A 12,843-nucleotide genomic window follows, 5' to 3' on the forward strand; every position below is an offset into this window, starting at 1 on the left:
GTTCTAGCTGTCGCTGGCGCGCAGCTTGGTCCCGTCGATCAGGCAGTCCAGCACAGTCGGCTGGAACACGGAGCCGATCAGCAGCCGGCCCTGCCGATAGAGGCCGACACTCGCTCCTGAGATCAATGTGCCCGGATCGCCGAAGGCCTCTTCGGTATGCACCACGCCGCGGCTGTCGCGCGCCAGACGCAGGATCATGCTCGGGCTTTCCTTCTCCGCATCCATGGCATGGCCGATGAAGGCGAAGGCATTGGGATGCGCTGCCACCCAGAGATCGCCATTGGCATCGCGACGGATATTGTCGGCGCCGCCGGGCAGCGACAGGCTGCCGCTGCGCAGCAGCATGCCGGTCTGCGGCTCGCGCGTGAAGGCCAGCAGCATGCGCCATTGCGTCGAACCGACCAGCACGGTGCCGCCATCGGCGCTGATCTCGATGCCGTTGGCAAACGCGATGTCTTCCGCCACCACGCGCGCGCCGCGGCCATCGTGATAGACCACGGTGGAGCGCGACAGCTGCAGCAGGTTTTCGACCATGTGCATCCAGCGCGGGCCGGGTCCGCGGTCGTTGGTCAGGTAGAAAGACTCCGGCCCGGCCGCGGCAATACCGTTGGGATGCACGAACAGATCGCTCGACACACTGCCGCGATGCCGCAGCACCGGCAGCGGCATGCCGGCCGTACGCTGCACCGTGAAGATCTCGACGGTATGGCGCTCAGTGCTGCGATGATTGATCACGTGCAGGAACATCTGGCCGGTATCGGCTGCCGTGAACAGGCTGATGCCATGCGGATGCAGCACCAGGCTGGCCGGCAGCTCAAGCTTGGTGAAGCTGCCCGGGCGGCTGCTCATGTCGTAGAAATACAGGCCGCCCGGCGCGTCGCGGTTGCGGCGATCCTGGCTTGAGACGATCGCGCCTGGTGCGAGGCCCGGAATCGAACTGGCGCCATCGGGCAGCAGCGCCATGTCTTCCGGTCCGGGCGGCGCGGGCACGGCCTCGCATTGCCCGGCTGTGAAAGCCTCGGTGCTCCGATAGGCGCCGCCGAGCCAGATCGTGTAACCGACAAAGAAGACGAGGGCGATGGCAAGGAAGCGCCACCAGAAGCGCATCAGCCGTCGCTGCAGCGGCTTTTCCTCGCGGCGCTTACGCGGCATCGGCCTCGGCCTTGCCGGACATGAACTGCAGACGCGCGAGGCGCGCGTAGAGCCCGTCTTCCGCCATCAGGCTGTCGTGACGGCCCGACGCTATGATGCGGCCCTGGTCCATCACCACGATGCGGTCGGCCTTCTGCACGGTGGCGAGGCGATGCGCGATCACCAGCGTGGTGCGGCCCTGCATCAGGCGTTCCAGCGCGGCCTGCAATTTGCGTTCCGACTCTGCATCGAGAGAGGAAGTGGCCTCGTCGAGCAGCAGCACCGGCGGATCGCGCAGCAGGGCGCGCGCAATCGCGATGCGCTGGCGCTGGCCGCCGGACAGCCGCACGCCGCGTTCGCCCAGATAGGTGTCGTAACCCTGCGGCAGCACCTGGATGAAACCATGCGCAGCCGCTGCTTCGGCCGCGGCCTGCACTTCGATGTCGGACGCCTCAGGGCGGCCGTAGCGGATATTCTCGGCCACGGTGGCGCCGAAGATCACCGGTTCCTGCGCGACCAGGCCGATATGCTGGCGTAAGGCGACCGGATCGAGTTTGGCGATGTCGATGCCGTCGAAGCGGATGCGACCCGATTCAGGATCGTAGAAACGCAGCAGCAGCTGGAACAGCGTGGTCTTGCCGGCACCGGACGGTCCGACAATGGCGACGGTCTCGCCGGCCGCAATATCGAGGCTGAGGCCATCCAGCGCTGCCGTCTGCGGCCGCGCCGGATAGTGGAAGCGCACATCCTCGAACTGCAGGCGGCCGGTCGGCTGCGCGGGCAACTGCAGAGGCTCGGCCGGCGCGCGGATCGCCGGATCGGTCGCCAGCAGCTGCATCAGGCGTTCGGCGGCACCGGACGCGCGCTGCACATCGCCCCAAGTTTCCGACAGCGAGCCGACAGCGGAGGCGCCGATGATGGCGTAGAACACGAAGGCGCTGAGTTCACCGGCCGACATCTCGCCGGCGAAGACGGCCTTGCCGCCGATCCACATCACGGCATTTACCGCGCCGAACACCAGCAGCATCACCAGCGCGGTCAGCCAGGCCCGCGCCCGGATGCGACGCACAGCGGTGCCGAAGGCGTCTTCGGCATGGCGGCCGAAACGCTCGCCCTCGCGGGACTCATAGGTGTAGGCCTGCACCGTGGTGATCGCGTTCAGCGTTTCGCCGGCGCGCGCCGACAGATCGGCGATACGGTCCTGGCTTTCGCGCGACAGCTTGCGCAGGCGGCGGCCCAGCACGATGATCGGCAGCACGACGAGCGGAATCACCAGCGCGACCAGCAGCGTCAGCCGCGGCGAGGTGACGATCAGCAGCCCGGCGCTGCCGACGAACAGCAGGATGTTGCGCAACGCCACCGAGATCGACGAGCCGACCAATGTCTGGATCAGTTCGGTATCGGTGGTCAGCCGCGACAGCACTTCGCCGCTGCGGGTGGTTTCGAAAAAGGCCGGGCTCAGCTTCATCACATGGCTGTAGACGGCCTTGCGGATATCGGCGACCACGCGCTCGCCGATCCAGGTGACGCAGTAGAAGCGGGCAAAGGTGCCAAAGGCCAGAATCACCACGACACCGAACAGCGCGCCGAAATAAAGGTCGAGGTACGCCCCGTTGCCGGCGCCGAAGCCGGCATCGATCACGCGGCGAATCGCCTGGCCGATCATCAGCATGGCGCCCGAGGTGACAACGAGGGCAACCGCTGCCCCGGCCGCCATCCAGCGATAGGGAGCGACGAAACGGAAGACATGCTTCAGCGCCGAGATCGGCGGGCGCTTGGGATCGGTGGTGTCGACTGATGGCATCTGGATGTCTTGCTGAAAACTCAGGTGGTTATACCGACCGCAGCCCGGAGGGACAACGCAACCACCGCTCCCTGCGCGCTCCGGCCGCGGCCGCGGCGCGCATGCGACTGTATGCTTCTGCTGTCAACCCGAAGATTTCACTTTATGTTCCGATATTACCATTATAGATACATGAAAATTCCCAATCTCTCCTCTCAAGAGAGTTTTCGATGCTTGTCCTGCCGCCCCGCCTCTTGGCGCTTGCCCTGGTTGCCACGATTTCCGCCTGCGTCACGCCGGCCTCGCCGCCGCCGATCGCGGCCCGGCCGGTGCAACTGGCCGACGGCAGCACCGTGCAGCCCGGCGCGCAGTCCGGCCTCGATGGCCGCTCGGTCGAACTGGCGCGCGTGCAGATCGACATTCCGCGCGGCACCGAGATTGGCCGGTTGCAGGGCCAGTTCGGCAACAAATGCCGCGGCGTGCGGCTCGGACCGATCCATCAGGAGCAGCCGCGCACGCCGGCGCGCAGCAACGAATGGAATGACACCTTCTATCGCGTGATGAGCGGCCATGGTTTCCGGGTCGCCGGTAATCCGAATCAGCTGTTCGACACGGCGCAGCAGGAGGAAGGCGACCTCCAGTTCGGCCTGACCATCAGCGAGATGAAGCTGGAAATGCGGGCCGTCTGCGACTTTTTCAGCGAGAACGCGGTGGGCATGCGGGGCAATGCCAAGGTTGCCATGGAGTGGCAGGTATTCGATCCGGTGCGGCGGCAGGTGATCCTGAAGCAGCGCGGCGAAGGCGGCTTTGAAGCGACCGAGACCGTTGCGCTTGATCCTCTCGTGATCCTGCAGCTTGCTTTCGCCGATGCCGCCAACCAGCTCGCGGTTTCGCCGGAACTGCGCAGGATGATGACGGAACGCGCGCCGTTGCCGCAGCCGGGGGCGCGGCCGGCGGCGGAAGATCGCGCGCGCATCCCCCTGCGACGCGTGGCCTTGTCGCAGCAGCCGATCAACAGTCATATCGACCGCCTGCGCAGCGCCACCGTGCTGATCGACACCGGCGACAGTCACGGCTCCGGCTTCATCGTCTCCGAAGATGGCTTGATGATAACCAACAAGCATGTTGTCGGCGGCCAGCGCTTTGTCCGTGTCGTCCTGGTATCTGGCCGCACGGTGGTTGGCGAGGTTTTGCGGCAGCATGAATTGCGTGATGTCGCCTTGGTCAAACTCGAAGGCAGCGGCTATCCTGCCATGACGATCCGAGAAACGCCGGTGACGGTGACTGAGGAGGTCTACGTCATCGGTGCACCGAGGTTTAAGCAGTTGGCTTGGACCGTGACTCGCGGTGTGGTCAGTGCGTGGCGGCCGGCTCGTCTGCCCGGCCAACCTTTCGATCTGATCCAGGCCGATGTGGCCGTCCATGGCGGCAACAGCGGCGGGCCGATGCTGGACCGGCACGGCAATCTTGTCGGCATCACGGTGGCCGGCTACGCCATGGGTGAAAACAAGTCGAATGCCAGTTTGAATCTGTTCATCCCCATCCTCGACGGGCTGGAAAAACTGGGGGTGGATCTGGTCGACCCGGCCGAATTCCAGCGTCGCCGAAACCTGGCCGCCAGCCAGTAGTTAACGAGTTGATTTGGCGCAGCTATCGGCAGCCCCCGGTTCGGGGTTGCAGGGGGAGGAGCTTCTGGCTATAACGCCCCCTCAATTTGCGGCTCCCCCCGACCATCATGACGATAAGCGCCATGAGTTGGGGGCAGGCCCAGGAGAACTGTCATGAAGGCCGATATCCATCCCGATTACCACGAGATCAAGGTGCAGATGACGGACGGTACCGTCTACACCACCCGTTCGACCTGGGGTAAGCCCGGCGACACCATGATGCTCGACATCGACTCGACCTCGCATCCGGCCTGGACCGGCGGTCCGGCCCGTCTGAACGAAGCGGGCGGCCAGGTGGCCAAGTTCAAGAAGCGCTTCGGCAGCTTCGGTCTGAAGAAGTAATCGACCGTATTCGGATTATGTCGGGGCAGCAGCCCCGGCAGACAAAAGGCGGCCCGGCATTCCCGGCCGCCTTTTTTGTTGCTTCGGAAGGCATCTCCGGGCGGCAAAGTTTTCAGTGATATGACACACGGCGACGTTTCATTAACCACAGATGCCGTACCCCTTTAGCCTGACCGCGCGTTACGAGGCTTACAAACGCAGCCATGGCTCAGGTTTATCAATCCGCGTCCATCAAACTGGCAGACGAGATCATCACGGTGATCTACGTCTCCTATTCCGCCATCGCCACCGACGAGATGGCGGGGCGTTCGCTCGCGGCGATGAAGCCGCTGTTCAAGAGCTCCACCGTGGTGCTGGCCGCTCAGGGCGTGAACCTGGCGCCGGAATTCGTCGGCCCGAAACATGTGGTCGATATCCTGCGTGGCCGGGCGCTGCATGATTTCAAGTGGTACCCCATTTCCATCGGCTGAGGCCGCCTGCGACGTGAGTCGCGGATTCGCGCGAATTTTTCTGAAATCGCTCCCCTCTTGAAGCCCGCTTTTCGGCTTCCTATCTCAATCGCAAGCCGGATGCTCAATGGTGAGGTCCGGCGGTCACGGCGGCCCGGCTCAGAGAGAGCGGGAAACGTCTCCTGCCTCTATCAATGGCGGGCCGCGCACACGACTCATCGCTTGAAGGAGGATGACTCTATGCGTGCTTTCGATCTTTCCCCCCTGCTGCGCTCCAGCGTCGGTTTCGATCATGTGAACCGGCTGTTTGAACTGGCCAATCGCGTCGACGAGACCGCGACCAGCTATCCCCCGTACAACATCGAGAAACGCGGCGAAGACGCCTACCGCCTCACCATGGCGGTGGCCGGCTTCGACCAGAGCGAACTCGACGTGACGGTGAAGGAAAACAGCCTGATCATCACCGGCAAGGCGGCCGAGCAGACCGTGCCGCAGGATGGCGAGCAGGTCTCGTATCTCCACCGCGGCATCGCGCGACGCGCCTTCGAGCGCCGGTTTGAGCTGGCCGATACCGTGAAGGTGGTCGGCGCCGAACTGAAGGACGGCCTGCTGCATGTCGCGCTGAAGCGCGAGGTGCCGGAAGCCAAGAAGCCGCGCCAGATCCAGATCAGCACGGTTGCCAATAGTGGCACGGTGATCGAGGCTCAGCCCAAGGCAGCGTAACGGTCATATGACGCGCTAAAAAGAAAAACGGCCCCGGTCGCGAGACCGGGGCCGTTCCGCTTCAGAGATCGAAGATCGCTTACGCGGCCTTGAATTCGCTTTCCAGCTTGGCGTCGTACTTGCCCAGCGCGGCCATGCCGTTGAGTTTGGCGCGGTGCAGGTAGCCCTTCTGCGCATTCGCCACATTGGCGGCCTTGCCGCCCCACAGCTTCAGCGGCAGGGCCTGCAGGGCACGACCGTAGGAGAAGGTCAGGGCCCAGGGCAGGTTGGGATGGCGGGCATTCATGGCGCCGAGATGCGCCGAGGCCAGTTCGTCCGACTGGCCGCCGGACAGGAAGGCGATGCCCGGCACGGCCGACGGCACACAGCGCTTGAGCACCTGCACGGTGGCATCGGCCACCTCGTCGATGCTGGCGGCCTTCTTGCAGCTTTCGCCCTGGATCACCATGCCCGGCTTCAGGATCATGCCTTCCAGCACGACGTTGTGCAGCGCCAGCTGTTCAAACACGGCATGCAGCGTACGCTCGGTGGCGGCGAAGCTGGTGGCCAGGTCATGGTCGCCGTCCATCAGGATTTCCGGCTCGACGATCGGCACGATGTTGTTGGCCTGGCAGATGCCGGCATAGCGCGCCAGCGCTTCGGCATTGGCGACGATGGCCTGGCGGCTCGGCTTGCCGTTGGCGATGTTCAGCACCGCGCGCCATTTGGCGAAGCGGGCGCCGAGCTGATGGTATTCGGCCATGCGCTTGCCCAGACCATCCAGACCTTCCGTGATCTTCTCGCCATCGGTGCCCTGCAGGGGCTGGATGCCCTTGTCGACCTTGATGCCCGGAATGATGCCGCGCTTGTTCAGGATATCGACCAGCTGAGTGCCGTCCTTGGCCTTCTGGCGCAGCGTCTCGTCATAGAGGATCACGCCGGAGATGTACTTCTCCGAGCCATCGGCGGTGAACAGCATCTCGCGATAGTCGCGGCGGTTCTCCTCGGTCGAGGCCACGTTGATGCTGGTAAGGCGCTTCTCGATCGTGCTGGTGCTTTCGTCGGCGGCGAGAATACCCTTGCCCGGCGCGACCATACCCTTGGCGATCTTGTTGAGTTCTTTGACGTCCATTTCAGTCAGCTCCCGATAGTCCGAATTCAGTCCGTTGATAACGAAAATCCGGCCCCCCTGTTTCAGGACCGGATTTTATCACGCATTCACTTGGCTGCTACTGCAGCCGGGGCGGCCAGTGCGGCCACGCCCGGCAGTTCCTTGCCTTCCAGCCATTCCAGGAAGGCACCGCCGGCGGTGGAAACATAGGAAAATTCCTCTGCCACGCCGGCATGGCGGAGTGCCGCCACCGTATCGCCGCCACCAGCCACGCTGAGCAGGCGGCCGGATGCGGTCAGCGCCGCCGCAGTGCGGGCGACCGTCACGGTGCCGGCATCGAAGGGCGGCGTCTCGAAGGCGCCCAGGGGGCCATTCCAGACCAAAGTCTTGCAATCTGCGAGGATGGTGCCCAGACGGGCCGCCGCCACCGGGCCGATATCCAGGATCATCTGGTCGGCCGGCACGCGCTCGGCCGGCACCACCTTGCTGGGGGCGCCCTGCCTGAACTCGCGGGCCACCACCACGTCATCGGGCAGGATGATGGCGCAGCCGCGCGTGACGGCATCGCGCAGGATGTCGCGGGCGGTATCGGCCAGGTTCTTCTCGCACAGGCTCTTGCCCACTTCGCGCCCTTGCGCGAACAGGAAGGTGTTCGCCATGCCGCCGCCGATGATGATCTTGTCGACCTTGTCGATCAGGTTGCCGAGCAGTTCCAGCTTGGTCGAAACCTTGGCGCCGCCGATCACGGCTGCGACGGGTTTCTCCGGCTTTTCCAGCGCGGCCTGCAGATGCTTCAGCTCCACTTCCATGTTGCGGCCGGCATAGGCCGGCAGCAGATGCGCCAGCGCCTCGGTCGAGACATGGGCGCGATGGGCGCAGGAGAAGGCGTCGTTGACATAGATATCGCCCAGCTCCGCCATGCGTTTGGCGAAGGCGAGGTCGTTCTTCTCTTCCTCGGCGTGGAAGCGGGTGTTTTCCAGCAGCACGACGCCGCCGCCCCGCAGCTTGTCGATTGCCGACTGGGCGGGCTCGCCCACGCAGTCTTCGGCAAACGGAATCGAGGAGCCCAGCGCGGTGGCGAGCGCGGCCGCCACCGGCTTGAGCGACATTTCCGGCACCGGCTTGCCGTCCGGGCGACTGAAATGCGACAGGACCACAACCTTGGCGCCCTTGCGCGACAGTTCGTGCAGGGTGGGCAGGATGCGGCTGATGCGCAGATCATCGGTGATCCGGCCATCCTTCATCGGGACATTCAGATCGACACGCACCAGCACCGTCTTGCCGGCGACGTTGACGTCATCGAGGGTACGGAAACCGGCCATGTCGGCGATGCTCCCTTGCCCTTAGAGTTTGGCCATCGCCACCGCAGTGTCGGACATGCGGTTGGAGAAGCCCCACTCGTTGTCGTACCAAGACACCACGCGCACCAGATTGCCGTCCATCACCTGGGTCTGCTTCAGGTCGAAGGTCGAGCTGGCCGGATTGTGGTTGAAGTCGCTGGAGACCAGCGGCTGGTCGTTGACGTCGAGAATGCCCTTCAGCTGGTTGGCTGCGGCGCGCTTGATCGCCTCGTTCACTTCTTCCGCCGTGGTGTTCTTCTTGGCGATGAACTTGAAATCGATCAGCGACACATTCGGCGTCGGCACGCGGATCGACGAACCATCCAGCTTGCCCTTCAGGTTCGGCAGCACCAGGCCGACGGCCTTGGCGGCGCCCGTGGTGGTCGGGATCATCGACAGCGCCGCAGCGCGGCCGCGGTAGAGATCCTTGTGCATGGTGTCCAGCGTCGGCTGATCGCCGGTATAGGCGTGGATCGTGGTCATGTAGCCCTTTTCGATACCGATGGCGGCATCGAGCACGAAGGCGACAGGGGCCAGACAGTTGGTGGTGCACGACGCGTTCGACACGACGGTATGCTCGGCCTTGAGCTGGTCGTGGTTCACGCCGTAGACGACGGTGAGATCGGCGTTGTTGGCCGGGGCCGACACCAGCACCTTGCGGGCGCCGGCGGTCAGGTGCAGCGCGGCCTTCTCCTTGTCGGTGAAGATGCCGGTGCATTCCATCGCGATGTCGACCTTCAGTTCCTTCCAGGGAAGCTTGGCCGGATCGCGCTCGGCGGTCACCTTGATCGGGCCGCGGCCCACATCGATGCTGTCGCCCTTGGTGGTGACGGTGCCGTTGAAGCGGCCATGCACGCTGTCATAGCGGAACAGGTGGGCGTTGGTCTCGACCGGGCCCAGATCGTTGATGCCGACAACTTCGATATCCGTGCGGCCGCTTTCGATGATGGCGCGCAGCACATTGCGGCCAATGCGGCCGAAACCGTTAATCGCAACCCGAACCGTCATTTTTTTGGTCTCCGATGGGATGGCGTGGCGAGCGGAAAGCAGGCGGCGTAAACCGCCCATAACCGTCCTTTTTCGGGGCTGGGTTTAGCCCCTTTGTGGGTGAGTCGCAAGACGAGCACGGCGATATCACGGCCTCCATTCAGGCCCCCTGCATCAGCCCGTAAGGGAAGGGGGTCCACCAGCCGGCTTTCAGGCCGGCGGCGCGCAATCCGGCGCCGACCCACTCGTTGCAGGTGCGAAACGGGCTGTATCTCCCGGTTGCCTCGAAAAATGCATCATCCAGGCCGAATCCCGGCTCGGTCAGGGGCTGCGGCCGGCCGCTGCCGCCGGGGGCAAAGCCGGTTTGGATATACGCGGCCAGGGCGTGGTATTGCAGGGCATCCACCTCCAGGCGCCGGGTTTTCAGCTCAGAACCGGTCAAAGCGGCTTCCGGCACCCGCATGACATGCATGGCGGCGGGCCCGCGGCCCAGCAGGGCGGCCAGCGCCAGATCGGGGCGGAAATCGACCGGACGACGGGTATTCAGGTAAAAATCCCGGTCGCCCCAGCCGAAAGCGACATAGTCATCCTCGGCAAGACGTTCGGCCAGGCTGCTCCCGGCCAGCCAGGCGCCCCAGTCCGTTTCGTCCCGTTCCGTGCGTGCCGGCAGGGCGACCCAGACATGCCAGCCGTTGGAAATCAGGTAGACCGGCAAGGTCGGCTGGCCTTGCGTCGGCGGGCGGTGCGGAGCCGGCAGCAGGCCCAAGGCGAGTGCCGCGGTGCCGTACAGGACCGGCAGCGCCAGCACGGTCAGGCAAAGGATCAGCAGGAGGCGTCGCAGGCGGGACATGGGCGGCCCTGATGCCGCAGAAATGTGGCAAGAATGAAGCGTCAGGCCTGTGAAAGCAGCCGACTCGGCGGATAACCCCTTGGCGCAGCAGCATATCCCTGGCTAATATTCGGCCGGACAAAATCTGGGTGGGAACAGGATCGGCCCAGCCGGCCTGCAGAGTGGGGGATTACGATGCGTTTCCGTTTGCTGTCCGGCTGCGTCGCGGCCGTTGTCGCCTGTGTGCTTTTTGCTGCGGCTCCGGCCGCGCTAGCCCAGGAAAAGGACGATCCGGCCTTCCTGACCGTTGCCGCCGGCTATCACGACATCGCCGATGACCACGATGCCTTCGAGGGCCGCCTCGAATACCGCTTCGGCAACAAGTTCTGGATCTTCAAGCCGATGGTTGGCGTGCTCGCCACCAGCGACACTGCGGTGATGGGCTATGCCGGCGTTCTGGTCGATATCTATTTCGGCCGCCGCTGGGTGCTGACGCCGTCCTTCGCGCCGGGCCTGTATCGCGAGGGCGACGGCAAGGACCTCGGCGGCACGATCGAATTCAAGTCGCAGCTTGAACTCAGCTACCGCTTCGACGACCGCTCGCGGGTCGGTATCGGGATCAGCCATATCTCGAATGCCAGCATCTACGACAGCAATCCGGGCACCGAGACGGTCTTCCTGACCTATTCGCTGCCGCTTGGGAAGTAAGGCCGGTCAATCTCTTTCATCACGTCGCCGCATAACGGCGGCTGGGGTGTTCCGGCTATGCATGCTGGGCTGTGCGCTGCTGGCTATGTGGCTTGCCGGTGTCGCGCACGATGCCCGGGCAGAAGAAAAAGTCCTGTGGCTCAAGACCGACTGGCCGCCGGTCTTCATGCAGAACCGCCAGGGTTTCGGCGATGCGGCGCTGGCCTGGCTGATGGCCCGGCTGCCATCGGACTACACGCATGAAATCCGTTCGCTGCCGTTGCCGCGGCTGCTGCGACTGATGGAAGACCCGCAAGCCACCGTATGTACCAGTAACCTGCTGCGCACGCCGACACGCGAGGCGCAGTATCTGATCAGCCGCGACATCATGCGCATGCCGGCGCTCGGCCTCGTGGTGCGCAGCGCTGATGCCAGTGAATTCCTGCCGATACAAGATGCCAGGGGCATGGTGGAATTCCGCCGCCTGCTGCAGCAGGCGGCGCTGGATGGTGCGGTCAACCAGAACCGCTCCTATGGCCCGGTGCTGGACGGCCTGCTGCGCGATGCAGCGCCCGATGCGCCGGTGACCCGCCTGCCCAAGACCGGAAATATGGTTTCGATGCTGGCCGCAAAGCGGCTCGACTGGATCCTGCTCTATCCGTTTGAGGCGATCTGGCAGGCGCGGCAGGAGCAGACCGCGCCGGTGCTGTCTGTGCTGCCGATCGCTGAAATCCCGACGGTCAATCTGGGTGGCATCACCTGCAATCGCACGCCAACATCAGAGCGGCTGGTGCCGGCAATCGACGTCATCCTCGCGGCCCATCCCGATGAGCCCTGGCTGCAGCCGATGTATGCCTGGCTCGATCCGGACACGCGTCAGCGGGTCAGTCCACGCCACTGACTCATTTTTGGAAAGCGGCAGGGTCCAGTCCAGCCTGCTGCCACACTGCGGCAGGTGTGCGGCCGGCAGCGCGCAGGTCGCGCAAGGATGGCGCGTTCTTGCGCTTGGCCAGCCGTTCGCCGGTGTCGTCCAGCAGCAGCGGATGATGCGCGTAAGCCGGCACCGGCCAGCCGAACAAGGCCTGCAGCAGACGGTGCAGATGCGTGGCCGCGAACAGGTCGCTGCCGCGCGTGACCAGGGTGATGCCCTGCAAGGCGTCATCATGCGTGACGCATAAGTGATAGCTCGCCGGGATCTCCTTGCGCGCCAGAACCACGTCACCAAAACCCTGGGCCAGCAACTCTGGCGTCACCGTCTGCTGCCCGGCGTCTTCATCATGCCAGTGCAGCGGCCATTTTTCGCGGCCGGTATGCCGGCAGGCGGCTTCGATATCCAGCCGCAGCGCATAGGCCTCGCCGGCGGCCAGGCGCCGCGTGCGTTCACCCGCGGGCATGTAACGGCAGGTACCGGGATAGACCGCGCCTTCGAAGCCATGCGGTGCATGGCCGGCGGCCGCGATCTCGGCCTGGATCTGCTTGCGGGTGCAGAAGCAGGGATACAGCAGGCCGCGCTGCTGCAGGTTGTCGAGCGCCGCGGCGTAATCGGAGAAATGCTGTGATTGCCGGCGTACCGGTTCTTCCCAGCTTAAGCCCAGCCAGTGCAGGTCATCGAAGATCGCCTGGGTGAAGTCCGGCCGGCAGCGCGTGGTGTCGATATCCTCGATGCGCAGCAGGAAACGCCCACCGGGTTCCTCCCGGGCCCGCAGGGCCGCGAGTCCAGCCGCATAGGCATGGCCGAGATGAAGATAGCCGGTCGGGCTTGGCGCACAGCGCGTAACGATGTCAGACTGCATGGGCGAGTCTCATACAGCAGCC

At 64.6% G+C, this 12,843-nt stretch carries 13 protein-coding genes; 6 read left to right on the forward strand and 7 right to left on the reverse strand.

The features are described from left to right. Positions 1-3: 3 nt before the first annotated feature. Both FNB15_RS11845 and FNB15_RS11850 read right to left on the reverse strand, forming a co-directional pair. Complete coding sequence (locus tag FNB15_RS11845) at positions 4-1,152, reverse strand: hypothetical protein (RefSeq protein WP_144068897.1); 1,149 nt, start codon at positions 1,150-1,152, stop codon at positions 4-6. After that, a complete protein-coding gene (locus tag FNB15_RS11850; protein WP_144068898.1) occupies positions 1,142-2,935 on the reverse strand; it encodes an ABC transporter transmembrane domain-containing protein in 1,794 nt (597 codons plus the stop codon). The genes FNB15_RS11845 and FNB15_RS11850 overlap by 11 nt, the downstream gene beginning before the upstream one ends. A gap of 209 nt (positions 2,936-3,144) precedes the next feature. Between FNB15_RS11850 and FNB15_RS11855 the strand changes: the two genes are divergently transcribed. The 4 genes from FNB15_RS11855 to FNB15_RS11870 all read left to right on the forward strand — a co-directional run bounded on the left by FNB15_RS11855 (position 3,145) and on the right by FNB15_RS11870 (position 6,095). Next, positions 3,145-4,542 (forward strand): S1C family serine protease, encoded by a 1,398-nt coding sequence (locus FNB15_RS11855; RefSeq protein WP_144068899.1) that lies wholly within the window; start codon positions 3,145-3,147, stop codon positions 4,540-4,542. A gap of 153 nt (positions 4,543-4,695) precedes the next feature. Beyond that, the gene (rpmE, locus tag FNB15_RS11860; protein WP_144068900.1) at positions 4,696-4,923 is read left to right on the forward strand and encodes a 50S ribosomal protein L31; all 228 of its coding nucleotides are present in this window, start codon (positions 4,696-4,698) and stop codon (positions 4,921-4,923) included. Between the two features lie 203 nt (positions 4,924-5,126). Then, the gene (locus tag FNB15_RS11865; RefSeq protein WP_144068901.1) at positions 5,127-5,393 is read left to right on the forward strand and encodes a hypothetical protein; all 267 of its coding nucleotides are present in this window, start codon (positions 5,127-5,129) and stop codon (positions 5,391-5,393) included. Between the two features lie 219 nt (positions 5,394-5,612). Further along, positions 5,613-6,095 carry an Hsp20 family protein gene (locus FNB15_RS11870; RefSeq protein WP_144068902.1) on the forward strand — a complete coding sequence of 161 codons (483 nt, stop codon included), beginning with the start codon at positions 5,613-5,615 and terminating at the stop codon, positions 6,093-6,095. A 79-nt stretch (positions 6,096-6,174) separates the two neighbouring features. Here the strand turns inward: FNB15_RS11870 and FNB15_RS11875 are convergent, their stop codons facing one another. The 4 genes from FNB15_RS11875 to FNB15_RS11890 form a co-directional block, all read right to left on the reverse strand. Beyond that, positions 6,175-7,206, reverse strand: a complete 1,032-nt coding sequence (locus tag FNB15_RS11875) for a class I fructose-bisphosphate aldolase (RefSeq protein ID WP_144068903.1) — start codon at positions 7,204-7,206, stop codon at positions 6,175-6,177. 86 nt (positions 7,207-7,292) lie between these two features. Then, entirely contained in the window at positions 7,293-8,507 is a 1,215-nt protein-coding gene (locus FNB15_RS11880) for a phosphoglycerate kinase (RefSeq protein WP_144068904.1), read from the reverse strand. Between the two features lie 21 nt (positions 8,508-8,528). Continuing rightward, positions 8,529-9,533: a type I glyceraldehyde-3-phosphate dehydrogenase gene (gene gap / locus FNB15_RS11885; protein ID WP_144068905.1), complete on the reverse strand. Its 1,005-nt coding sequence runs from the start codon at positions 9,531-9,533 to the stop codon at positions 8,529-8,531. Between the two features lie 139 nt (positions 9,534-9,672). Further along, entirely contained in the window at positions 9,673-10,320 is a 648-nt protein-coding gene (locus tag FNB15_RS11890; protein ID WP_185973533.1) for a TIGR02117 family protein, read from the reverse strand. 216 nt (positions 10,321-10,536) lie between these two features. On the opposite strand from FNB15_RS11890, the gene FNB15_RS11895 reads away from it, so the two are divergent. Next, complete coding sequence (locus FNB15_RS11895) at positions 10,537-11,049, forward strand: acyloxyacyl hydrolase (protein ID WP_144068907.1); 513 nt, start codon at positions 10,537-10,539, stop codon at positions 11,047-11,049. A gap of 61 nt (positions 11,050-11,110) precedes the next feature. Continuing rightward, the gene (locus tag FNB15_RS11900) at positions 11,111-11,929 is read left to right on the forward strand and encodes a hypothetical protein (protein ID WP_144068908.1); all 819 of its coding nucleotides are present in this window, start codon (positions 11,111-11,113) and stop codon (positions 11,927-11,929) included. 1 nt (position 11,930) lies between these two features. Here the strand turns inward: FNB15_RS11900 and gluQRS are convergent, their stop codons facing one another. Then, complete coding sequence (gluQRS, locus tag FNB15_RS11905) at positions 11,931-12,821, reverse strand: tRNA glutamyl-Q(34) synthetase GluQRS (RefSeq protein WP_144068909.1); 891 nt, start codon at positions 12,819-12,821, stop codon at positions 11,931-11,933. Positions 12,822-12,843: the final 22 nt, after the last annotated feature.

This window comes from Ferrovibrio terrae (assembly GCF_007197755.1).
GTDB lineage: Bacteria > Pseudomonadota > Alphaproteobacteria > Ferrovibrionales > Ferrovibrionaceae > Ferrovibrio > Ferrovibrio terrae.

Coding starts and splice junctions, on each gene's coding strand:
- FNB15_RS11855 (WP_144068899.1), top strand. CDS start 3,145: ATGCTTGTCCTGCCGCCCCGCCTCTTGGCGCTTGCCCTGGTTGCCACG.
- FNB15_RS11875 (WP_144068903.1), bottom strand. CDS start 7,206: ATGGACGTCAAAGAACTCAACAAGATCGCCAAGGGTATGGTCGCGCCG.
- FNB15_RS11880 (WP_144068904.1), bottom strand. CDS start 8,507: ATGGCCGGTTTCCGTACCCTCGATGACGTCAACGTCGCCGGCAAGACG.
- FNB15_RS11900 (WP_144068908.1), top strand. CDS start 11,111: ATGCTGGGCTGTGCGCTGCTGGCTATGTGGCTTGCCGGTGTCGCGCAC.
- FNB15_RS11850 (WP_144068898.1), bottom strand. CDS start 2,935: ATGCCATCAGTCGACACCACCGATCCCAAGCGCCCGCCGATCTCGGCG.
- gluQRS (WP_144068909.1), bottom strand. CDS start 12,821: ATGCAGTCTGACATCGTTACGCGCTGTGCGCCAAGCCCGACCGGCTAT.
- rpmE (WP_144068900.1), top strand. CDS start 4,696: ATGAAGGCCGATATCCATCCCGATTACCACGAGATCAAGGTGCAGATG.
- gap (WP_144068905.1), bottom strand. CDS start 9,533: ATGACGGTTCGGGTTGCGATTAACGGTTTCGGCCGCATTGGCCGCAAT.
- FNB15_RS11865 (WP_144068901.1), top strand. CDS start 5,127: ATGGCTCAGGTTTATCAATCCGCGTCCATCAAACTGGCAGACGAGATC.
- FNB15_RS11845 (WP_144068897.1), bottom strand. CDS start 1,152: ATGCCGCGTAAGCGCCGCGAGGAAAAGCCGCTGCAGCGACGGCTGATG.
- FNB15_RS11870 (WP_144068902.1), top strand. CDS start 5,613: ATGCGTGCTTTCGATCTTTCCCCCCTGCTGCGCTCCAGCGTCGGTTTC.
- FNB15_RS11895 (WP_144068907.1), top strand. CDS start 10,537: ATGCGTTTCCGTTTGCTGTCCGGCTGCGTCGCGGCCGTTGTCGCCTGT.